The sequence below is a fragment of the Xanthomonas arboricola genome (assembly GCF_003353015.1).
Classification (GTDB): Bacteria; Pseudomonadota; Gammaproteobacteria; order Xanthomonadales; family Xanthomonadaceae; genus Xanthomonas; species Xanthomonas arboricola_E.
The window spans coordinates 49633-71535 of the sequence record NZ_QREM01000011.1 but is presented as its reverse complement, the minus strand read 5'-3'; the positions used below and the strand labels follow the sequence as shown (position 1 = coordinate 71535).

Sequence of the window (21903 nt, the reverse complement as noted above, 5' to 3'; positions counted from 1 at the left end):
TCAAGCCATGCGAGAGTAGGTCATCGCCAGGGGCTTTACCCGAAACCCTCAGTCCAACAGGACTGGGGGTTTCTTTTTGCCTGAAATCCACGCGCAAACGTCGCTAACGCCACAGACGCCACAGACGCCGCGCAAGGACGCACGCTCACCACCGGATCCGCAGGCTCAACGCTCACAGCCCTAGCGCGGCCGATGCCAGGGCGCGCGCCTGGCGCTTGTGTCGCAGCAGGGCGCGATAGCAAAGCCGAAGGGTCTGAATGTCACCGCAGAACCCGGGCCGTCAAGGCGCACGCGGNCGCCTGGCGCTTGTGTCGCAGCAGGGCGCGATAGCAAAGCCGAAGGGTCTGAATGTCACCGCAGAACCCGGGCCGTCAAGGCGCACGCGGCGCATGGCACCGATGCCAGGACCTCCGCTTCGCTGGGGGGGCCGACTTCCTGGCACTGCATCGGCATCCACCTTGCCCTGATGATCGCAAAGCTGGATTTACCGCCCTTGGCCTCCATATTGATCCGCTCCGGCGTGCCGCCGGCCTGGTCGATTGGAGTTGTGCATGCCCGAGCTGCCCGAAGTCGAAACCACCTTGCGGGGCCTGGCACCCCATCTGGTCGGCCAACCCATCCACGGCGTCATCCTGCGGCGGCCTGATCTGCGCTGGCCCATCCCCGAGCAGATCCAGCGCTTGCTGACCGGTGCGACCATTACCGACGTGCGCCGCCGGGCCAAATACCTGTTGATCGATACCGATGCCGGCGGCAGCGCGCTGCTGCATCTGGGAATGTCCGGGAGCCTGCGCGTCCTGCCCGGCGATACGCCGCCACGCGCGCACGATCATGTGGACATCAGCCTGCAAAATGGCCGTGTCCTGCGCTTCAACGATCCGCGTCGCTTCGGTTGCCTGTTGTGGCAGGAGGACGGACACGTGCACGAGCTGCTGGCAGGACTGGGTCCGGAACCACTGTCGGAAGCGTTTACCGGCGATTATCTGCATGCACTGGCCAGTGGCCGGCGCGCGGCGGTGAAAACCTTTCTGATGGATCAGGCCGTTGTTGTCGGCGTGGGCAACATCTACGCGGCGGAAAGCCTGCATCGCGCAGGAATCAGCCCTTTGCGCGAAGCCGGCAAAGTGTCGCTGGATCGTTACCGGCGCCTGGCCGCCGCGGTGAAAGACATCCTGGGCTATGCCATCCAGCGCGGCGGCACCACGTTGCGCGATTTCATCAGCCCGGACGGGGCGCCTGGTTATTTCGAGCAGGAACTGACGGTGTACGGGCGCGAAGGCGAGGCATGCAAGCAATGCGGGCGCGCGTTGAAGCACGCCACCATCGGGCAACGTGCGACGGTGTGGTGCAGCAGTTGCCAGCGTTGAAGACGATCGCGCCGTCGATGAAACAGGCCTTGCTGGTGCGCTGCCATGCATCGCGCCACAATCGTGCGGTCCTGCGATCGGAGTCGTACATGCCTGCCTCATTGCGTCGCTTCATGCCGATCCTGGTGGCTGGCGCCTTGGCGTTGCCGCTCGCAACACACGTCCAGGCGGATGAGCCAGCGTCCAGCAACAAGCCTGCGATCGAGCAAATCCGGCTGCACAACGCGGTCATCGAGGTAAGCGCCACACCCGCGTTCGGCGGACGGGTGCTGTCCTTCCACCTGCTTGGGCAACCCAATATCCTGAAGACCGGCAGCGCGGTGCAGCAGCACCCTGTGCCGGAGGTGTCCGCCACCTCCGGCGATATCGCGTATCTCGGTCACGACGTCTGGGTGGGGCCGCAAAGCCAGTGGTGGCTGCATCAGCAGGTCAATCCCGCACGTCAGGCCGCCGCTGCGGTGTGGCCGCCGGATCCCTACCTGTCGTTGGCCACCACGCGGCCAGTCACCCGTGCCGGCGATCAGCTGGAGCTCGAGGGCGTGCCCAGTCCGGTCACCGGCGTGCAGCTCCGCAAGCGTGTGGCGCTTTCATCCACGCGTGCCGATACCGTGGAGGTGGAGGCCACTGCCCGCAATATCCGCAGCGATGCGATCGCCTGGGACCTGTGGTTCAACACGCGCGTCGCGGCAGGCACGCGGGTGTTCGTGCCGGTGGCCGACGCGGCAGATATTCGCCTCCAGGCGCCGACGGAAGCGGGCACGATTGCGCCGAGTTATCGGCATCATGGCGGTGTGTTCGCGTTGCGTGCCGATGCACGACAGGACGGCCTGATCCAGCGCGGCAAGGTGTTGCTGCAGCCGTCGGCAGGCTGGATGGCGGGTTTTGCAGGCGGCCAGGTGCTGGTGATCCGCTTTGCGCATCAGCCGCTGGCGGCGATCCATCCGGAGCAAGGGCAGGTGGAGCTGTATCTGGACGCGCCGCCGCAGCATCCCGAACGCGGACTGCTGGAAATGGAAGTGCACGCAGCGTATCGGCAGCTGGCGCCGGGCGAGCACATGCGGGCAAACGAGCAATGGACCGTGCTGCCCTATGCCGGGCCCGACACGCAACAGGCGCAGCAGCAGTTCCTGTGCCAGCAGGCACAAGCGCTGCAGCTGGCCAATGCGTGCGCGCCGTCGTCTACCGCGCCCTGAGTTCCGCATTCGCTTCCGTGCCGTACCGAGCTGTGGCTATGATGTCGGCCATTCCACGAGCAGACCGATGCGCATGCAGCGACGCCACTTCCTGAAGAATGCCGCTGCCGCCCTGGCAGCGCTCGGCTTGCCGGCACTGCCGCAGTGGGCATTGGCGGCCAAGGCCGTTGGACTGCGTCGCCTGGGGACGCCGCAGCCGTTCGATTATGGCTGGCTCAAGGGGCAGGCACGTGCGTTGGCCAAGGCGCCTTACCAAAGCCATAAGCAGGTGCTTCCGGGGCCGTTGGGGGCGTTGAACTGGGACCAGTACCAGTCGATCCGCTACCGCCAGGATCACGCGCTATGGGCCGACGGCAATGGCAAGTTCCAGGCGAAGTTCTTTCATCTGGGGCTGTATTTCCACACCCCTGTGCACATCTACAGCATTGTCGACGGCAAGGCGCAGCAACTGGCCTACGACCCGGCAGCGTTCGACTATGGCAGCAGCGGGCTGGGCGGCAAGCAGTTGCCCAAGGACCTGGGCTTTGCCGGGTTCCGTCTCAATACGCGCAAGGACACCGAGCGCGATTTCTCGGCGTTCCTGGGCGCGAGCTATTTCCGTGCGGTCGGCAAGGAGGGCCAGTACGGGCAGTCGGCGCGCGGGCTGGCGATCGACACCGGGACTGGCGGACCGGAAGAGTTTCCGGATTTCATCGCCTATTACCTGGAGCAGCCGGCCGACGACTCGGACACCGTGGTGGTCTACGGCTTGCTGGACTCGCCCAGCGTTGCCGGTGCGTACCGCTTCGCCATCACCAACGGCGAAGTGCTGGTGATGGAGATCGACAGCGCGCTCTACCCGCGCAAGACCATCGAACGGCTGGGGATCGGCCCGTGCACCAGCATGTACCAGGTTGGCGAAAACGATCGCCGCATGGACTGGGACTGGCGGCCGGAGATCCATGACACCGATGGGCTGGCGATGTGGACCGGCGGCGGCGAGTGGATCTGGCGGCCGTTGTGCAACCCGCCGCAGCTGCGCTTCAACATGTTCGTCGACGAGAACCCGCGCGGGTTCGGGCTGTTGCAGCGTGATCGCAACTTCGACCATTACCAGGACGATGGCGTGTTCTACGACAAGCGCCCCTGCCTGTGGGTGGAACCCAAGAGTGGCTGGGGCAAGGGCTCGGTGCAGCTGGTCGAGATCCCGACCGTGGACGAGACCTTCGACAACATCGTGGCGTTCTGGAACCCGCAGGACAAGCCGCAGCCGGGGCAGGAATTGCTCATGGGATACCGGCTGTATTGGGGCGCGCATCCGCCGGCCAGTTCGCCGTTGGCGCAGTGCGTGGCCACGCGCACCGGCCTGGGCGGCATCGTCGGGCAGAAGCGCAGCCACTTCTCGTGGCGGTTTGCGGTGGATTTTGCCGGGGGGGAGCTGGCGGCGTTGAGCAAGGATCCCAAGGCCGGGGTCGAGGCCATCATCCAGGTGTCACGCGGAACCACCGAGATCGTGTCGGCGCGTCCGCTGCACGAACTCAAGGGCTACCGGGCGATGTTCGACCTGGTACCGCCGGACGACAGTACCCGGCAGATCGACATCCGCCTGTTCCTGCGCGCCAGCGGCAAGCCGCTGACCGAAACCTGGCTGTACCAGTGGACGCCGCCGCCGGCCGGCGAGCGCAAGATCTACTAGCGCAAGGCCACGCGCCGCTGGCAGCCACGGCGATCCTTGCACACGCGAGCGGCATACCGGGACCCGGCGGCATGGCTGGGTCGCCACCACGCCGCTGCTGCCCTACGCGACCGCCGAAACGGTACGCGCGTGTGGGTTGCTCAGGCCTGGTTCGCGTCGGCGACCAGGTGCATGCGTCCACGCGGGCGCACGCAGGCCAGCTCCACCCGGAAGCAGGTGCCGGCCTTGCTGCTGAGGATGCGCAACTCGCCCTGATGGGCGCGTGCGATCTGGGCAGCCATGTGCAGGCCAAGATCGACTTCGGGCAAGGCGCGTCCGCCGGTGTGCACATGGGTGGAGGCATGCAGCACGTCGAGCCGGCGCGGGTCGATACCGTCCAGATTGCAGACCTCGATGCGCAGGCGGCCCTGTTCGGTGACCGCCACCGCCTTGATCAGCGAACTCTGTTGTCCCTGCACCACGGCGTTGATCATCAGGCTGCCGAACATCTGTGCCAGGCGCACTGCATCGCCGTGTACGGGTTCGTCGATGGCCACATGCGTGGACAGCACCTGGTTCGGATACGCGGCGCGGGTTTCGTCGACGACCTGCGACAGCGCATCGAGCAGATCGCTGCCGTTGCCGTAGTCCAGCTGCAGCCAGTCGCGCTCGATGCCGCGCGCGAAATCGCTGGCGAAGTCGATCAGTTCTTCCATGCGCCGCAGGCTGCGCTGCATCGACCGGATCGCGCCGCCCTGGCGCTGGTTGAGCGGGTCGATCGCCAGCATGTCCACCACCGCATGCATGGACTGCAGCGGGTTGCGCAGATCGTGGCCGAGGATGCCGATGAACTCTTCGCGCAGGCGGGCGGAGGCACCGATACGCCCCAGTTCGCTGCGTGCGCGCCGCGACTCCTGCGCGCTCTCTTCGGCGCGTTGTTCGGCCTGGATCTGCGCTGCCAGCAATTGCGCCAGCAGCTCGACCTTTTCCACCATCGGCGCGTCCATGACGCGCGGCAACGGGTCCAGCGCGCACAAGGTGCCGAACACGCTGCCGTCGTCGAACCTGATCGGTACCGAGACATAGCTCTCGAAGCCGTACAGCCGCGGCGTGGGATGGTCGCGGAAGACCGGGTGCTCGGAGGCATGGCCGAACCACAACGCGTTGCCCTGGGTGCGTACGCTGTCGCAGAAGGTGGTGACCAGCGGCAGCTCGTCGCCGGGCGCCAGACCGAAGGACAGCTCGTCGCGGACCTGGCAGGTGATCCAGCGGGTATCGGTCACGCGCGCGACCGCGGCGAAGCCCATGCCGGTCAGGCGCGCGAGGATCGTCAGCACATCGGGCACCGACGATAGCCGGCCAACGCGCGCGATATCGGCGCGTAACTCGGGAGGAAGCGGACCCATGTATTGCCTCCCGACAAATGGATGGTCGCCAGTTTACAGGACTGCGGTTGCGCCTGGTTGCGCGCGGATCGCTGCAACGGCACGGCAACGATACGCCTGTGGATGTGTAGCGGAAATGCAGCGGCAATCGCATGCCTGCAAGGGCTTAGCGACGCATCCCAAGCGCATATCAGGGCGGCGCGCCTGGAGCATCCGGCTGAATTCTTCAGGCGGTCGCTAGCGCGGCGTGTCAGTCCGGTCGCAAGTAACTACCCGGCCCGGCAATGCCGAAGCGTCCGGCGAATGGAGAGGCGCGATCAGCGCAGCATGTCCCGCTGGCGGCAGGGGCGGAATGGCTGCCGCATGACGACGTATCTGCGGGTGTTCACGACGTGGTCGGGTGCGCATCGGCTCGGCGTCGGCATGGGCGTGCCGCCTGCACCGGACGGCATGCGGCCGGCTGGTCTCGTGGAAGATCGGCATGCCAGCCGCAGCCAGCATCTTCCAGCGAGCTGGGCTTCCAACAGGGCGATGCGCGGGAGCGCTACGCATCCGCCGGCGGCAGCGGCAACGCGATCTGCAGCGGGTCGATGCGGCCTTCGCCACGCATGATCTTCCTGAACTCGGCGCGGCTGACCGACACGTAGCGCTCGTTGCCGCCGATCTCCACCTGCGGGCCGTCCTGCACCGCGTGCCCTTGCGCGTCCACGCGCACGGTCATGGTGGCCTTGCTGCCGCTGTGGCAGATGGTCTTGATCTCCTCGAGCTCGTCGGCCCAGGCCAGCAGGAACTGGCTGCCCTCGAACAGCTCGCCGCGGAAGTCGGTGCGCAACCCGTAGCACAGCACCGGAATGCGCAGGCGGTCGACCACCTCGCTCAACTGCCAGACCTGGCCGCGGTTGAGGAACTGCGCCTCGTCCACCAGCACGCAATGCAGCGCGCCTTCGGCCTGGATGTCGCGTTCGATCAGTTGCTGCAACTCGGTGCCGCGATCGAAGGTGCGCCCGTCGGCGCGCAGCCCGATCCGCGAGGCCACCACGCCGCTGCCGGCGCGGTGATCGAGCTTTGGCGTGAGGATCAGGGTGCGCATGCCGCGTTCGCGGTAGTTGTGCGCGGACTGCAGCAAGGTGGTGGTCTTGCCGGCATTCATTGCCGAATAGTAGAAGTAGAGCTTGGCCATCGGTGGATTTTACCGGGCCGGGCGGCCGGCGGTGACAGCCATCTGCATGAACCGGCGGCGCAGGCCGGCCCGACGCGGCGCCGGTACAATGGCCCGCTCTGTTGGAAGTCTCTATGCACGGTCTCAATCCCCCGCAAAGCGCCGCAGTGCTGCACTGCGAAGGTCCCCTGTTGGTGCTGGCCGGTGCCGGCAGCGGCAAGACGCGCGTGATCGTGGAGAAGATCGCGCACCTGATCGCCACCGGCCGCTATCCGGCCAAGCGCATCGCCGCGATCACCTTCACCAACAAGTCGGCCAAGGAAATGCGCGAGCGTGTGGCCAAGCGCATCCGTGGCGATGGCGCCGATGGCCTGACCATCTGCACCTTCCACGCGCTGGGGCTGAAGTTCCTGCAGATCGAGCACGCCGCTGCCGGCTTGAAGCGCGGCTTTTCGATCTTCGATTCCGACGATGCCGCCGCCCAGATCAAGGACCTGATGCATGGAGCCAAACCCGATGCGATCGAGGATGCCAAGAACCTGATCTCCCGTGCCAAGAACGCCGGCCTGTCCCCGGAACAGGCGATGGCGGCGGCGCGCAGCAATCGCGAGAAGGAAGCCGCCAGCCTGTACGAGCGCTACCAGGCGCGGCTGACCACCTTCAACGCGGTGGACTTCGACGACCTGATCCGCCTGCCGGTGCAGATCCTGGAGGCCAACGAAGAGATCGTACTGGGCTGGCGCGAGCGCATCGGCTATCTGCTGGTGGACGAGTGCCAGGACACCAACGATGCACAGTACCGGCTGTTGAAGATGCTGGCCGGCCCGCGCGGCAACTTCACCTGCGTGGGCGACGACGACCAGAGCATCTACGCCTGGCGTGGCGCCAATCCGGAAAACCTGCAGCAGATGGGGCGCGATTATCCGGCGCTGGAAATCATCAAGCTGGAACAGAACTACCGCTGCTCCAACCGCGTGTTGCGTGCGGCCAATGCCTTGATCGCGCACAACCCGCACGAGCACTTGAAGACCTTGTGGAGCGACCAGGCCGACGGCGAGCGCATCCGCGTGTGGGAGTGCCGCGACAGCGAGCACGAAGCGGAAAAGGTCGCCGCCGAGATCTCGTTCCTGGGGACCGCCAAGCAGGTGCCGTGGAGCGATTTCTGCATCCTGTTTCGCGGCAACTTCCAATCGCGGCCGCTGGAAAAGGCGCTGCAGCTGCTGCGCGTGCCGTATCACCTGACCGGTGGCACCGCGTTTCTGGAGCGGCAGGAAGTCAAGGACGTGCTGTCGTGGCTGCGGCTGATCGTCAATCCCGACGATGACGCCGCGTTCCTGCGCGCGGTGCAGTCGCCCAAGCGCGAGGTCGGTGCGACCTCGCTGGCGCGGCTGGCCGAACTGGCCAGTGCGAAGTCGGTGCCGATGTCGCGCGCGGCCGAGTCGATGGGCGCGCTGCAGCACTTGCCGCCGCGTGCGGCCAATGGCCTGAGTGCGTTCACCGATATCCTGCGCGACATGCGCGAGCATTCGGCCACGCTGCCGGCGGGAGAACTGGTGCGCATGCTGGCCGACAAGTCCGGCCTGCTCAACGACCTGCGCAACCAGTCCAAGGACGAAACCGGCTTCCAGCGCCGCAAGCGCAATCTGGACGAGTTGGCCGAGTGGTTCGAAGGCGGCCCGCGTGGCGCCAGTGCCAGCGATCTGGCCGCACAGCTGGCGCTGTTGTCGCGCAACGACAAGGACGATGGTGGCAACCAGGTGCGCATGATGACCATGCACGCGTCCAAGGGCCTGGAATTCCGTTATGTGTTCATCGTTGGCTGCGAAGACGGCGTGCTGCCGCATGAAGTGAGCCTGGAAGAAGGCAACCTGCAGGAAGAACGCCGTCTGCTGTACGTGGGCATCACCCGCGCCAAGCAGCAGCTGTGGATGAGCCACAGCAAGTTGACGCGCAAGTTCGGCGAGCATGTGCGGCTCAAGCCCAGCCGCTTCTTCGACGAGATTCCGGCAGAGGAATTGCAGCGCGATGGCGCCGACCCGGTGGCCGATGCCGAGCGCAAGAAAGAGCGCGCCAGCGCGGGGTTGGCAGCGATCCAGGCCTTGTTCGACTGACGCGTGGTGCGCGGTTGCACCGCAACCCGCAGCACGCATTGCGTCGCTTGCCAGTGATGCGGCGGCACGGCAGTCTGGTTTCCCCCGATGCCGGAGTGTGCCGTGACCGTGGTGATCGAAACCCCGCGTTTGCGCCTGCGCACGCTCGATCCCGAGCGCGATGCCGATGCGGTGCTGGCACTGGTCAACGACCCCGCTTTCATCGCCGGCATCAACGACCGCGGTGTGCGGACGCGGGAGCAGGCACGTGATCATCTGCGCGAGTGGGCGCAGGCGCACCAGCAACAACACGGCTTTGCGCACTGGGCGGTGGAGACGCGCGCCGAGGGCGCCTTTGCCGGCACATTGGGGTTGTTGTGCCGCGACACCTTGCCGGTGCCGCATATCGGTTTTGCACTGTTGCCCGAACATCGCGGCAAGGGCTATGTGAGCGAAGCCGGGCGCGCGGTGCTGACATATGCACGCGATGTCTTGGGACTGTCGCAGCTGTGCGCGATCGTGTCGCCGGGCAATGCCGATTCGATCCGCGCGCTGGAAAAACTCGGGCTGCAGCGGCAAGGCCTGCGCGTGTTGAGCCAGGAGGCCGATCCGGTGCTGTATTACACGATCGAGCTCGGCCCCGTCGACATGGACAGCCGGGCAGGCCTGCGGCACCCTGGCGGCGACGCTCACCGCTGAACGCGGCCGGCACAACGTAACGAGCAGTCGCCAGCGCAGCCTGGACGGCGCGGAAGAACGCCGGCGCACGCCTCACAGGGGGCTGCGCGCACCGACCGCAGCTGCCAAGCGACGAGCGCAGCCGTTGTGTCCGTCGCCCCAACCAGGACACTTGCATGCCATTGCTGGTCAACGCCTATTCCACGCTGCGCGAGCCGCTGTGGCCGGATTTCCTGCCGCGCGCCGCCGTGCAGCACCGCGACCACGCCGATCCGGAACTGGCCAATCATCTGCATGGGTTTGTCGGCTATGTGAACCAGGCCGGCGACGGCCAGATGACCCAGCCGCGCTATCACCTGATGCGGCATGTGCAGCGGGTGCGCCAGCACTTCACGTTCGAGGTCGACGATGCGGCGTTCGGGGAATTGGCGCAGTGGGCCGAGCAGGCCAATGCGGTGTGTTTCCTGGCCGACGGCAGCGTGCGCGATCCGCACGGGCGGGTACTGATCAGCCAGGGCGAGCCGGCGATCGATGCGCAGGCGCAGCTGCCGTATCCGCCGGATGCCTTGCAGCGGCGTGCGCAGCAACTTGCGCAGCTGACCGCGCAAGGCATTCGCGTGCCGCCCGGCCTGCCGCCGGTGCCTGGCGAGGCCGAAGCGCGGGTGCGCGATGCTGCGACGGTGACGCAGCGCATGCTGGCGTTGTTTGCGGTGGCCTTGCGCGCGGAGATGCTGGCCGCCGGCGATACGCCACCGGCGTTGGAAGAGATGGACGCCCGCCTGCCCGGCGTGGCGGTGGCACTGTCGCCGCAGGAGCGCGCCTTTTTTGCCCAGCCCATGCCGGAGCCGCAGCAGCTCGCCAACTTCGGCTGGCGCTACGAGAGCCTGGCCGTGCTGCAGTGGGCCCTGGGGCTGGCCGAGGCGCTGCCGGAGCCGACCGAACTGTGCGATGTGCCCCTGGCTGCCCAGCGCGCGCTGGAGCATGCCGACGCGGCGACGCGGCCGTCGCTGAGGCTACGGCCGGTGCCCGAACTGCTGGATGCGCTGGATCGGCAATTGCGTCTGCATTGGGCGGTGCGCCAGGCCGGCCAGAGCCAGCAACCGCCGCCGGCCGGCATCGTGCCGGGCGTGGTCTACGAGCGGCACTACACCCTCAACTGGCTGCTGCACTTCGAAGACGCCGACTGGGACGAGGTGGATACGCCGACGTAAGCGGGGCCGGGGGCGCAACCTGCGCCATCACCGTTCGGCTATGGCATCGTCCGGCAGCCCGGCCGGTCGGTGCGTGCACTGCGATCGGCGTGGGCGGCGACGTGCAGCGGGCATCCAGGCGCAGACCGTCGCGCTCAGGCGCCAGCCGCTTCCAGGCGCGCCTGCACCGCGGCCAGCGCCTCCTGCAGCTCGGCGACAGTGGCTTCCAGCGCCTGCACGCGTGCGTCCAGCTCGCTGCTGTCGGTATTGCTGCGGGCGCTGGGGGCAGCGCGCGCGGCCGCCGCCTGCAACGCCTCCACATCCAGCTCGCCACTGAGCAGATGCGCATAACGCTCTTCGCGCTGGCCGCTGGCGCGCGGCAGTTGCACGGCCAGGCCGCGCTGGATCAGCCGGTCCAGATGGTGGCGCACGTCGTCGGCATCGTTGAAGCGGGTCAGCCGCTCGCTGCGCGCGAACAGCTCGCCCAGCGTCTGCGGGCCGCGCAGCAGCAACAGACCGATCAGGGCGACCTGCTGGCGGGTCAGGTCCAGCACGCTGCCCAGCCGGTGCTCGTAGCGCTCGGCGCGCGAGGAGAACTGCTGGCGGACCAGCCCCAGGGTTTCGAGTTGACGCAGGGCGTGATGCACCACGCCGGTCTGCAGGTTCAGCACCGGCTCGCGCGCGGTCTTCTGGTTGGCGGCCACCTGCGCGGCGTTGACCGTGAGCGGATACGCATCCGGCGTGGTCGCCTCTTTTTCGATCAGGCAGCCGAGCACGCGGGCCTGGGCGGTATCGAGGACGGGCGGGGAGGGTGCGTCTGTCATGGGGGCGACTCCGGGGCAATCAGCGCACAAGGATATGCCGTTCCTGCATTGGCGTTCTTCAGGCCACGATCCCACCGGAGATGCCGGGACCGGCAGCGGGAGCGAAGAGGCGGTCAGGTGCGGAGGCGGTCGGTTGCCCGCAGCGTGCGCAGGTGCATGCAGCACGCGCGCATCGCCATGCACCCCGCAATCGCGATGTCTTCTGCCATGCGCCTGCGCCACTGCTGGCGGCACCACCATCAGCCGGAGCGGGCGGTGCGGCGCGAACCCGCTAAAATCGCGGTCTTCATTGCCGCTCCTGTTCTGGTGGATGCCATGCGCCCTTCGCTTTACGCCCCCTTGTCCCTGCTCGCCTGCGCCGCGCTGGCCCTGAGCGCCTGCAAGCCCGCCGACAAGGAGCTGGCCCAGCGCGCGCAGGATGCCGCCGTGTCCGCCAATGCGGCCGCCAGCGCCGCCGCCAAGACCACCATGCAGCCTGCAGCCGCCAGCGCACCGGCCGGCGACGACAACCTCAATGCGGTGCTGTGGATGCAGCGCTCGGAGGAATACCGGGCCGTGGCCGAGCAGACCTATCGCGCCGCTGCCGACAAGCTGGACGCTGCGCTCAAGCAGCCCAACTGGGACGCGCTGGTGCCCGAAGAGCGCGGCAATGCCGCCACCGGGCTGAAGCCGGCAGTGGTGCTGGACGTGGACGAGACGGTGCTGGACAACTCGCCCTACCAGGCGCGCCTGCTGCGCGACGGCAAGGAATATGACGAGCTGAGCTGGGACCAGTGGGTGGCGGAGAAGAAGGCCACCGCGATCCCGGGCGTGGTGGACTTCGCCAAGGCCGCCAACGCGCGCGGCATCACCCTGATCTACATCTCCAACCGCGCGGTGCACCTCAAGGACGCCACGCTGGCCAACCTGCGCAGCGTCGGGCTGCCGGTGGCCGACGACAGCGTGTTTCTGGGCCTGGGCACGGTGGTCAAGGGCTGCGAGCAGAACGGCAGCGAGAAGAACTGCCGGCGCCAGCTGGCCGGCCAGACCTACCGCGTGCTGATGCAGTTCGGCGACCAGCTCGGCGACTTCGTGCAGGTCACCGCCAACACCGGCCAGGCGCGGGGCGCACTGCTGCAGCAGTACCACGACTGGTTCGGCGAGCGCTGGTGGATGCTGCCCAACCCCAGTTACGGCGGCTGGGAGCCGGCGCAGTTCAACAACGACTACGGCCAGCCCTGGCAGCAGCGCCACGACGCCAAGCGCGCCGCGCTGGAGGTGGCCCGATGAGCCGCGCACCGCTGCCGCTGGCCGCGCACGAGCGGCTGATCTTCGCGCTGGATGTGCCCGGCCACGACGAGGCGATCGCCTGGGTCGACCGGTTGGGCGAGTCGGTGTCCTTCTACAAGATCGGCATGGAACTGCTGGCCTCGGGCGAGTACTTCCAGGTGCTCGACGCCCTGGCCAGGCGCGACAAGCGCGTGTTCGTCGACCTGAAGTTCTTCGACATCCCCGCCACCGTGGCCGGTACCATCCGCCGACTGTCGCAGTGGCCGGTGAGTTATTGCACCGTGCACGGCTGGCATGCCGGCATGTTGCAGGCTGCGGCCGAAGCCAATCAGGGCGACATGCGCCTGCTGGCGGTGACCGTGCTGACCTCGATGGGCCGCCCGGACCTGGCCGCGATGGGCATCGACCGCGAACCGGTGGACGTAGTGGTGGAGCGCGCGCTGGCCGCCCAGGCCGCCGGCATCGACGGGGTGATCGCCTCCGGCCAGGAAGCCGGCCCGATCCGCCGCGCGACCGGCGCCGGGTTTTCGATCGTCTGCCCGGGCATCCGCCCCGGCGGCCCGGTCGGCGACGACCAGCAACGCACCGTGGGCGTGGCGCAGGCGTTCAACGATGGCGCCGATGCCATCGTGGTCGGCCGCCCGATCCGCCTGGCCACCGATCCGGCCGCCGCGGCGGCTGCGATCCAGGCCGAGATTCAAGCGGCAGTAGGGCCAAAGCAGCACTGACGGGCCAGGCTATGGCGCGCGCTGCAAGCCGACAAGCGAGCAAAATCAATACGTTAAAGCATTGGAATTAAAGTGTTGCTTTAACGTTAAAGCCTGCGTACGATGCCCCTCGTCCGATGTCAGTCGGAAGCTGTGCCACTCATTGTCCACCGGGCTTGTCCCGGTTTTCGAAGGGATCGGGCCCTGTGCCCGATCCTTTTTTTTGCCTGCCGATCGGTGCACGCGACCACCGGGTTGGCGCGCACCGCTCAACGCGGCGCAGCCGCCTTGCAGTAGCGATCGATGAACTGCTGGTGGGTGGGCATGACATCCGCGCAGTGGCCGATGGTCTGCGCCACGCTGGCCAGGAAGCCCTCGGCATCGCGGTCGGGCACCTGGTCCACCAACGGGTGGTAACCCTGCGGCAGGATGCCCTGGCCCACCATCACCTGCACCCAGCTGATCTCGGCGAACATCTCCTCGGCATTGCGGTAGAAGCGCCCGCTGTCGCGGAACAAATCCAGGGTGGTCTGCAGCTCCGGGGTGATCGGCATGGTGCGGCAGTGCCGCCAGAACGCGCTGTCGTCGCGTTCGGTGGCGTGGTAGTGCAACAGCAGGAAATCGCGGATGCGGTCGAACTCGAACGCCAGCCGGTCGTTGTAGCGCTGCACCAGCACCGGGCTGATGCCCTCGCGTGGGAACAGCTCCAGCAACCTGGAAATGCCGGACTGGATCAGATGGATGCTGGTCGATTCAAGCGGCTCCAGGAATCCGCTGGCCAGCCCCAGCGCGACCACGTTGCGATTCCAGAACTGCTTGCGCCGCCCGGTGGTGAAGCGCAGCGGGCGGGGGTCGCCCAAGGGCTTGCCATCCAGGTTGGCGAGCAGGCTGGCGGCGGCTTCGTCGTCGCTGATGTGCGCGCTGGAATACACATAGCCATTGCCGGTGCGGTGCTGCAGCGGGATGCGCCATTGCCAGCCGGCCGCGCACGCAGTGGAGCGCGTATACGGCGTGGGCGGGCCGATTTTTTCGCAGGGCACCGCCAGGGCGCGGTCGCACGGCAGCCAGTGGGTGAAGTCGTGGTAGCCGGTGTGCAAGGCTTCTTCGATCAACAGCCCGCGGAAGCCCGAGCAATCGATGAACAGATCGCCGCTGACGACCTGTCCGGAGGCCAGCTGCAGCGATTGCACGTGGCCGGTATGTGCATCCAGCTGCACCTGTTCGACCAGGCCCTCGATGCGGGTGACGCCGCGCTGTTCGGAGTAAGTGCGCAAGAAGCGCGCGTACAGCGAGGCATCGAAGTGATACGCGTAGGCGATGTTGGCCAGCGGCGAGTTGGCCGGCACATCGCCGGCCGAGGTCATGAACTTGCCGCGCGCGGCGGCCACGGTATTGAGCGTGTAGGCGCCCAGCGGCTGCGCCTTGCCGCGCGCGTGCTGCTTGATCCAGTACTGGTGGAATGGCAGCAGCCCGAGCGGGTGGCCGATCTGGGTGCCGAAGCCATGGATGTAGGAGGTGCCCGGGCGCTGCCAGTCGACGAACGCGATGCCGAGCTTGAAGCTGCCCTGGGTCTGGCGCACGAACTCGGCTTCATCGATGCCGAGCAGGTTATTGAAGGCCTTGATATGCGGCACGGTGGCCTCGCCGACGCCGACGGTGCCGAGCTGTTCGGACTCGATCAGCTGCACGTTGAAGGTGGGGCCAAGCACGCGCGCGAGGGCGGCGGCCGCCATCCAGCCAGCGGTACCGCCGCCGACGATGACGATGTTGCGGAGTGGAGCGGGGATCATGCGGCGTTCGATCCTGTACAAACGTGGAAACCGCCAACAAGCGGACGGGGCCTGCTGGCCCCGTCCGGGTCATCTGCCTGCACAGCGCAGTCAGATGGCGTTGGGCTGCATCAGAACTTGGCGCCCACTTCCAGCACGACACTGCGTGGCACGTAGCTGATTTCGCCGTTGTCGACCACGGTGATGTCGGGCTGCAGGCGTCCATCGCTGCCGAAGCTGTTGTACTGGTACTGGGTGAAGTTCTTGAAGTTGAAGGCGTTGAGCACGTTGATGCGCGCATTGAGCTTGAAATCGCCCACCACCGTGAACTCCTTGTTGGCCTGCAGGTCCACGGTGCGGTAGCCCCAGATCTTGCCACCGAGCAGGAACTTGCCATTGCCCGGCGGGGTCACGCCCACGGCCTGGCAGGTGCCGCCATCGGGATCGGTAAAGCCGTAGCAGGCGATCGTGTTGATCGGCTCGGGCGTGGCCAGCACCAGCTTGGCGCCGAAGGTCACGCCCCACGGGCCATCGATCGAGCCGGATGCAACAAAACGATGCGCCGAGACGGCATCGGACTTCACGAACGGGTAGTCGCGAATGGTCGCCTTGTCGAACGCGAACGGCTCGTCGATGGTGCGGTTCTGGCGCGCGCTGGTGTGGGTGTAGGACAGGTTCAAGCCCCATCCCGATTCCTTGGTATAGGGCTTCTCTGCCGACAGCAGCACCTGGCTGCTGCGTTGCTCAAGACCGTTGTACCCCAGGATGGTGTTGCGATACCCCGGCACCGGCTCGCCCCACGGCACGCTGCCGGTGGCATCGAAGTACGCACCGTTTGGATAACGGTTGACCAGGCTCATCACCAGGCCGTCATAGGCCAGCACGCGCTGGAAGGTGACGTCGGTCAGCCAGTCGCCCACCTGGTTGCTGATACCGATGCTGTACTGGTCGCTGTACGGAGTCTTGAGCTTGTTCTTGAACATGAAAAGCTCGGAGCTGTCGCTGGTGCCATCGATCGTATTGAGCTGATCGATGCCGGTGAAATATGCCGGGTTCCACGCCGTGCACGCGCGGTCGTCGCGGAAGCAGGGCTGTCCGCTGGCGGCATCGCTGAAATACACCACCACCGGCGACAGCGCCGCCTTGACCGATTCCAGTGCGAGCTGCTCGAACAGGTTGCGATCGTAGGAGCGACCGGCGCCGCCATGCAGCACCGCGCGCTCGTCGCCGAAGAAGTCATACGAGAAGCCGAAGCGCGGTGCCCAGGCATCCTTGAAGTTCTTGCGGTTGTTGCCGGTGCTGATGTAATCGGCCACGTTGATGCCGCTGGGCAGCAGGCGGTTGGCCCACGGCTGACCCGGGTTGTCGGGGTCGTCCGAGTACAGCGCATTGATGAACGGCTGCGAGGTCACGAAGTCGGTGTAGGCCGGGGTGTCCTCATAGTCGTAACGCACGCCGATGTTGAGCATCAGCTTGTCGTTCACTGCCCAGTCGTCCTGCAGGTAGATGCCGTACTGCTTGGACGGCGATTCCACCACCGGCACCTGACCGGGATTGTCGAACGCACGGATATAGCGCACCTGGAATGGAACCGGCGCAACACCGTTCTGACCGACTTCATAGCTGAACTGCGGGTTGAGCGAACTGGACTCACGCGAGGTCAGCTTGATGTCGCGATAGGTCACACCGGTCTTGATGGTGTGCTCGCCATGCCACTGCAGTGCGTTGAAGGTCAGATCGTTCTGGAACGACCAGCCCTTCTGGCTACGTAGCTTGAAGTCTTCGCCGCTGGCGGCGCCGGTGTTGAGGAAGACCCACTGGCGCGGATCGGCCTGCGTCCGGTCGATGTAGGTATAGATGGAGCCGTTGCCGGTACCGCGTGGTGTCGGCACGTTGCGCGAATCCTCGGTGGTGAGGATGGCTTCGTTGAACCAGCTGTCGGCGCTGTGCTGCCAACGCAGGCTGGTGCGCTTGTCCTTGTTGATCTTGTCCACGGCGCGGACGGGCGCATTCTGGCCGCCGACGTTGCTGACCTGGGTTTCGTCGCGGTACTGCGTGGCCAGCTCGATGCGGTCGTTATCGGTCGGTTCGAAGTCGATCTTGCCGAAGTACAGGTCTTCGGTGAACGGCATGTTGGACGCACCGTACTGGTCGCGCAGGTTGGACGGCAGCAGGCCAATGAACGGCGCGGCCTCGGCGCTGGGCTGCACGCTCTTGGGCGCCACGTTGTCCTTGCCTTCATAGGCGAAGAAGAAATGCATGCGGTCCTGGATCAGCGGGCCGCCGATCGCAACGCCGTACTCCTTGGTCTGCGAGTCCACCTTTCCATCTTCTTCGTCCGGACGCTTCTCACGCAGATCCTGATTGGTGAAGCGATAGAACGCCTCGCCATGGAACTCGTTGGTGCCGGACTTGGTGGCCGCAGTGATCGCCGCGCCGCTGATCTGGCCGTACTCGGCCTTGTAATTGGAGGTGATCACCTTGTACTCGCCGATGGCGAGCTGCGGGAATGGATTGCCCTGGGTCTCGTCCTGCCCGGCAATACCACCGCCGGAAACGTAGCTCTTCTGGCTCACGCCGTCGATGTACAGATTGCTGGAGCTGGCATTGGAAGCGCCACCGCGCAACTTGGTGTTGCCATCCTGGTCGATCGTGAACACCATGCCCGGCACGGTATCGGCGAACTCAAGGAAGTTACGCGTCGCCTGCGGCAGCTGTTGGATCTGACGCAGAGAGACCGTGTTGCCCACCTCCGAGGTCTTGACGTCGCGAATCATCGGCGCGCTGACCGTCACGGTGTCCAGCGTGGTCGCATCGCCGGCGGGCGCGGCCGCCGTCTCCGTGCCGAGATCGACGGTGGCGCTGGAGGCCACCGACAAGGTCACCGTGCGGCTGACGCCGTTGGATTCGACGGTGTAGGTGCCCGGCTGCAGACCGACGATGGTGTAGTTGCCGTTCGCATTGACCGGTGCGCGTCGCACCGAGCCGGTGGCGACATTGGTGACGACCACTTCGCTGCCACTCTGCGCGGAAGCGACCTGGCCACGCAAGGTGGCGTTGCTGGACTGGGCCATGGCCGGAGTGGTGGCGAACAACGAGGCGGCCAGGGCGCAGCACAACAGGCTGCGCGCCGGCAGGGTGGAGACGGTGCGGTGGGTCTTCATGACTTTCCCCCTCCCAGGGGTAAAGCGCGACGCAGTGGAGTGACTGGCGCGTTGGGTTGGTGCTTTTTGGGGTGGAACACGGAACGGCAGGCAACAACAGCCGCAAGGGCTGCAAGCACGACAAAGGTCTGCGGTGACGGGCGGCTGCTCCTTCAGGCACGGGTCGAGACGGGTAAACAATGGCGGCGCGTGGCCGATGCAGCGCATCGGCGGTCACCGGGCAATGCACACGCTGGCGATGCGCCAGCGCGCGTTCCATGTGGGCTGCCAGCACGGGCGCTTGCCGGTTGCTGGCGTCGTAGGCCGAGCTGGCGTTTCCTTATCGCCTTACCAGATGATGCGCGCGCTCAGGAACAGCGTGCGCGGCGGCGTGGACAGCGCGCCGTACTGGTTGATGCTGGCGCGCGGGTTGAACCCCCCGCCGTTGCCCCAGTCGATGGCGTACTGATCATAGTTGCGGAAGTTCAGCGCATTGATCAGATCCCCGCGCACCTGCACGGTGAGCGCATCGGTGACGTGCATGTCCTTGGACAGCGACAGATCCAGCTGGCGCGTGCCGAAGATGTCGCCACCGGCCAGGAACTTGCCGCCCGGTGCATCCACCGAGACGATGCGGATGTTGTCCGACGGCGGGCCACCGTATTGATCGAAGGAGACCGCTTCGTTGCGCGGCGGCACCGTGGCCAGGGTCAGCTTGGCCGAGGCGCTGATGCCCCAGAACAGGTCGTAGATGCCGGTCAGCACCAGGCGATGGCGCGGCACCGAATTCAGGTCCAGGAACGGATAGCTTGCGATGGTGGCCGCATCGAACCCGTACTGTTCGTCGTTGCCGCGGTTGCCGCGCGCGCGCGAGAACGTATAGGCCGCGGTCAGGCCCCAGCCGCTTTCCTTGGTGTAGGCCTTGTCGGTGGAGAGCAGCAGTTGCGCGGTCTTGGTCTCCACACCGTTGTTGCCGATGATCAGCGAGCCGAATCCCGGCGGCGGCTGGGTCCACGGCTGTGCGCCGACCTGGAAGAAGTCGCCATTGGGATAGCGGTTGCCCAGGGTGAGGATCAAGCCGTCCTTGCTGTGGATATACGACACCGTGGCCGAGTTGCTCCATTCGCCCACCCGCGTGCGCAAGCCCAGCGAATACTGGTCCGAATACGGGGTCTTCAGATCGTTGTTGAGCAGGTCGATCTCGCCATTGCGCACGCGCGCATTGACCAGCCCGCCCAGGCTGTCCGGGTTGCTGAGATAAGCCGGGTTGAAGTTGGTGCAGGTGCCTGGCGCCGGCGTGCAGTCGAAGGATTCGGCAAAGCGGATGGTGTACTGCGACAGCGCCGACTTGACCTGTTCCAGGCCCATGATGTCGAACAGGTTGCGGTCGTAGCTGCGCCCGGCTCCGCCGAACAGCACCAGCGATTCGTCCCCGCGGAAATCGTAGGAGAAGCCCAGGCGCGGCGCGAAATTGTTGTTGTCCTGTTTGCGGTTGCGGCCGTTGCTGATGTAGTCGTTGATGTCGACCCCGCCCTTGGCCAGTTGCTCGGCGTAGGTGGCGCTCACGGCCGGGTCGGTGCCCGGGCCGTTCAAGGCGGCGATCACTTCCGGCGGCGTCACGTTGTCCAGGTAGGACGGGATCTTTTCGCCATCCCAGCGCACGCCCAGGTTCAACTGCAGCTTGTCGTTGACGTCCCAGTCGTCCTGGATGTACAGGCCCAGCTGCTTGCTGGTGGTGGTCACCGACGGCGCGGCACCGGCAAACGGCAGGTTGAAGCGCACCTGGTAGGGAATCGCTGCGGTGCCCTGTCCATCGCCGACCGCATAGTAGAACGAGGGATTGGCCGCCGAGTTCTCGCTCTGGGTCAGCTCCACTTCCTTGTACTTCACGCCCATCTTGATGACGTGGCTGCCGTGCCAGTCGATACTGTTGAAGGTCAGGTCGTTCTGGAAGCTCGGACCTTTCTGGCCCTTGCGCTGGATCGCCAGGCCGCTGGTGGCGTCGTCGTTGAGCAGGACGTCGTCTTCGGCGATACCGCGCGTGTACACCGTCTGGCTGCCGATCGTGTAGGCGGTGGGGTTGAACAACACGTCCTCGTACGACAGCCGCGCTTCGTTGATGTAGTTCTCGCCGAAGTGCTGCCAACGCAGGTCGTAGCGTTCTTCGGAATTGAGGTTGATCTTGGCGGCGATGGCGGTGTTCTGGTCGCCCACGCTATCGCGGCTTTCTTCGTCGCGGACCTTGGCGGTGAACTCCAGGCGATCGTTGTCGCCGATATCCCAGTCGATCTTGCCGAAGTACAGGTCTTCCTTGAACGGACGGGTGACCGAGCCCAGCCGGCTCTGCACGCCGGCCGGCAGGTCGTCGCTGAGGCTGCTGAACCGGTCCGGCACCGCGACCGGGTTGGCCGACACCTCGAAGCCCTTGCCTTCGTAGCTGAAGAAGAAGTGCGCCTTGTCCTTGACGATCGGCCCGCTGAAGGCCATGCCGTACTCGTCCTGGTGGGTCTGGCGCTTGTTGCCATCGGCATTGGGCGCACCGGCGCGCTCGTCGGCCTGGCGCGCACGGAAATCGGTATTGGTGGTACGCCCGAAGATCTCGCCGTGGAACTCGTTGCCGCCGGACTTGGTGGATGCCACGATCGCCGCCGACCCGACCTGGTCGAACTCGGCCTTGTAGTTGGAGGTGATGACCTTGTACTCACCGATCGCCAGCTGCGGGAACGGGTTGCCCGCGCTCTGCTGCTGGCCGGACACGCCGCCGAACAGATAGCTCTTCTGGCCCACGCCGTCGATGTAGACGTTGACGGCCGAGCTGGCCTGCGCGCCGCCGCGGATGCGGCTGTTGCCGTTCGAGTCGGTCTCGAACTGCATGCCCGGCACGGTATCGGCAAACTCCAGGAAGTTGCGCGTCAGCTGCGGCACGGTGTTGATCTGCTTCAGCGAGATATTGGTGCCCACCTCGGAGGTCTTGACCTCCTGCAGCGTGGTGGCGGTGACCTGCACCGCGTCCAGCGTTGTCGCCTCACCCGCCGGTGCCGTGGCCGTCGTGCCGCCGCCGCCCAGGTCCAGGCTCACCGACGAGGCCACCGACAGGGTCACCGTCTTTTCCGTGCCCGGACCTGCATCCACCTTGTAGGTACCGGGCGGCAGGCCGACCAGGGCATAGCTGCCGTCCGCCCCGGTGGCCACGCGTCGGGTGGCGCCGGTGGCGACATTGGTGGCGGTCACGGTGGTGCCGGTCTGCGCGGCAGCGACCTGGCCTCGCAGGGTGGCGTTGCTGGACTGGGCCATGGCCGGGGCCGACGCCAGCAGGGAAGCGGCAAGGGCACAGCACAGCAGGCTGCGCGCCGGCAAGGTGGAGACGGTACGGTAGATCTTCATGACTTCCCCCTCCCAGGGGTAGGGCGCGTACCGGCGGAGTGGTCGGCATGGCGCAGGTGGTGCGTTGTTTCAAGGACGGCAGGACAGCGGC

Annotated in this window: 14 protein-coding genes; 8 read left to right on the top strand and 6 right to left on the bottom strand. The window is 66.3% G+C overall.

Features of this window, described 5'->3' with window-relative positions:
* Nucleotides 1–551 precede the first annotated feature (551 nt).
* The 3 genes from mutM to C0541_RS20495 all read left to right on the top strand — a co-directional run bounded on the left by mutM (nt 552) and on the right by C0541_RS20495 (nt 4235).
* Nucleotides 552–1367 carry a bifunctional DNA-formamidopyrimidine glycosylase/DNA-(apurinic or apyrimidinic site) lyase gene (mutM, locus tag C0541_RS20505; protein WP_115051230.1) on the top strand — a complete coding sequence of 272 codons (816 nt, stop codon included), beginning with the start codon at nt 552–554 and terminating at the stop codon, nt 1365–1367.
* Between the two features lie 89 nt (nt 1368–1456).
* Entirely contained in the window at nt 1457–2560 is a 1104-nt protein-coding gene (locus C0541_RS20500; protein WP_115051243.1) for a DUF4380 domain-containing protein, read from the top strand.
* A gap of 73 nt (nt 2561–2633) precedes the next feature.
* Nucleotides 2634–4235 (top strand): glucan biosynthesis protein, encoded by a 1602-nt coding sequence (locus tag C0541_RS20495; protein ID WP_115051242.1) that lies wholly within the window; start codon nt 2634–2636, stop codon nt 4233–4235.
* Between the two features lie 140 nt (nt 4236–4375).
* Here the strand turns inward: C0541_RS20495 and C0541_RS20490 are convergent, their stop codons facing one another.
* Both C0541_RS20490 and C0541_RS20485 read right to left on the bottom strand, forming a co-directional pair.
* Nucleotides 4376–5620, bottom strand: a complete 1245-nt coding sequence (locus C0541_RS20490; RefSeq protein ID WP_115051229.1) for a GAF domain-containing sensor histidine kinase — start codon at nt 5618–5620, stop codon at nt 4376–4378.
* A gap of 523 nt (nt 5621–6143) precedes the next feature.
* A complete protein-coding gene (locus C0541_RS20485) occupies nt 6144–6779 on the bottom strand; it encodes a thymidine kinase (protein ID WP_115051228.1) in 636 nt (211 codons plus the stop codon).
* Nucleotides 6780–6892: 113 nt separating this feature from the next.
* Between C0541_RS20485 and rep the strand changes: the two genes are divergently transcribed.
* The 3 genes from rep to C0541_RS20470 all read left to right on the top strand — a co-directional run bounded on the left by rep (nt 6893) and on the right by C0541_RS20470 (nt 10737).
* On the top strand, nt 6893–8869 hold the full coding sequence (gene rep / locus C0541_RS20480) for a DNA helicase Rep (RefSeq protein ID WP_115051227.1): 1977 nt from the start codon (nt 6893–6895) through the stop codon (nt 8867–8869).
* Between the two features lie 87 nt (nt 8870–8956).
* Complete coding sequence (locus C0541_RS20475) at nt 8957–9547, top strand: GNAT family N-acetyltransferase (RefSeq protein WP_115051226.1); 591 nt, start codon at nt 8957–8959, stop codon at nt 9545–9547.
* A gap of 155 nt (nt 9548–9702) precedes the next feature.
* The gene (locus tag C0541_RS20470) at nt 9703–10737 is read left to right on the top strand and encodes a DUF4272 domain-containing protein (RefSeq protein ID WP_115051225.1); all 1035 of its coding nucleotides are present in this window, start codon (nt 9703–9705) and stop codon (nt 10735–10737) included.
* Nucleotides 10738–10871: 134 nt separating this feature from the next.
* On the opposite strand, the gene C0541_RS20465 is transcribed toward C0541_RS20470, so the two are convergent.
* Entirely contained in the window at nt 10872–11540 is a 669-nt protein-coding gene (locus C0541_RS20465; protein WP_115051224.1) for a YceH family protein, read from the bottom strand.
* 306 nt (nt 11541–11846) lie between these two features.
* On the opposite strand from C0541_RS20465, the gene C0541_RS20460 reads away from it, so the two are divergent.
* Both C0541_RS20460 and pyrF read left to right on the top strand, forming a co-directional pair.
* Nucleotides 11847–12809: a 5'-nucleotidase, lipoprotein e(P4) family gene (locus tag C0541_RS20460; protein WP_115051241.1), complete on the top strand. Its 963-nt coding sequence runs from the start codon at nt 11847–11849 to the stop codon at nt 12807–12809.
* On the top strand, nt 12806–13537 hold the full coding sequence (gene pyrF, locus C0541_RS20455) for an orotidine-5'-phosphate decarboxylase (protein WP_115051223.1): 732 nt from the start codon (nt 12806–12808) through the stop codon (nt 13535–13537). Before C0541_RS20460 ends, pyrF begins: the two co-directional genes overlap by 4 nt.
* Before the next feature lie 248 nt (nt 13538–13785).
* On the opposite strand, the gene C0541_RS20450 is transcribed toward pyrF, so the two are convergent.
* The 3 genes from C0541_RS20450 to C0541_RS20440 form a co-directional block, all read right to left on the bottom strand.
* Nucleotides 13786–15306 (bottom strand): tryptophan halogenase family protein, encoded by a 1521-nt coding sequence (locus tag C0541_RS20450; protein WP_115051240.1) that lies wholly within the window; start codon nt 15304–15306, stop codon nt 13786–13788.
* 110 nt (nt 15307–15416) lie between these two features.
* Complete coding sequence (locus C0541_RS20445) at nt 15417–18449, bottom strand: TonB-dependent receptor (protein ID WP_115051222.1); 3033 nt, start codon at nt 18447–18449, stop codon at nt 15417–15419.
* 327 nt (nt 18450–18776) lie between these two features.
* Entirely contained in the window at nt 18777–21812 is a 3036-nt protein-coding gene (locus C0541_RS20440; protein ID WP_115051221.1) for a TonB-dependent receptor, read from the bottom strand.
* Between the last annotated feature and the right edge of the window lie 91 nt (nt 21813–21903).

Excerpts from the sequence above, each read along its gene's own strand:
- mutM (WP_115051230.1), top strand. The coding sequence starts at position 552 with ATGCCCGAGCTGCCCGAAGTCGAAACCACCTTGCGGGGCCTGGCACCC.
- C0541_RS20500 (WP_115051243.1), top strand. The coding sequence starts at position 1,457 with ATGCCTGCCTCATTGCGTCGCTTCATGCCGATCCTGGTGGCTGGCGCC.
- C0541_RS20495 (WP_115051242.1), top strand. The coding sequence starts at position 2,634 with ATGCAGCGACGCCACTTCCTGAAGAATGCCGCTGCCGCCCTGGCAGCG.
- C0541_RS20490 (WP_115051229.1), bottom strand. The coding sequence starts at position 5,620 with ATGGGTCCGCTTCCTCCCGAGTTACGCGCCGATATCGCGCGCGTTGGC.
- C0541_RS20485 (WP_115051228.1), bottom strand. The coding sequence starts at position 6,779 with ATGGCCAAGCTCTACTTCTACTATTCGGCAATGAATGCCGGCAAGACC.
- rep (WP_115051227.1), top strand. The coding sequence starts at position 6,893 with ATGCACGGTCTCAATCCCCCGCAAAGCGCCGCAGTGCTGCACTGCGAA.
- C0541_RS20475 (WP_115051226.1), top strand. The coding sequence starts at position 8,957 with ATGCCGGAGTGTGCCGTGACCGTGGTGATCGAAACCCCGCGTTTGCGC.
- C0541_RS20470 (WP_115051225.1), top strand. The coding sequence starts at position 9,703 with ATGCCATTGCTGGTCAACGCCTATTCCACGCTGCGCGAGCCGCTGTGG.
- C0541_RS20465 (WP_115051224.1), bottom strand. The coding sequence starts at position 11,540 with ATGACAGACGCACCCTCCCCGCCCGTCCTCGATACCGCCCAGGCCCGC.
- pyrF (WP_115051223.1), top strand. The coding sequence starts at position 12,806 with ATGAGCCGCGCACCGCTGCCGCTGGCCGCGCACGAGCGGCTGATCTTC.
- C0541_RS20450 (WP_115051240.1), bottom strand. The coding sequence starts at position 15,306 with ATGATCCCCGCTCCACTCCGCAACATCGTCATCGTCGGCGGCGGTACC.
- C0541_RS20445 (WP_115051222.1), bottom strand. The coding sequence starts at position 18,449 with ATGAAGACCCACCGCACCGTCTCCACCCTGCCGGCGCGCAGCCTGTTG.
- C0541_RS20440 (WP_115051221.1), bottom strand. The coding sequence starts at position 21,812 with ATGAAGATCTACCGTACCGTCTCCACCTTGCCGGCGCGCAGCCTGCTG.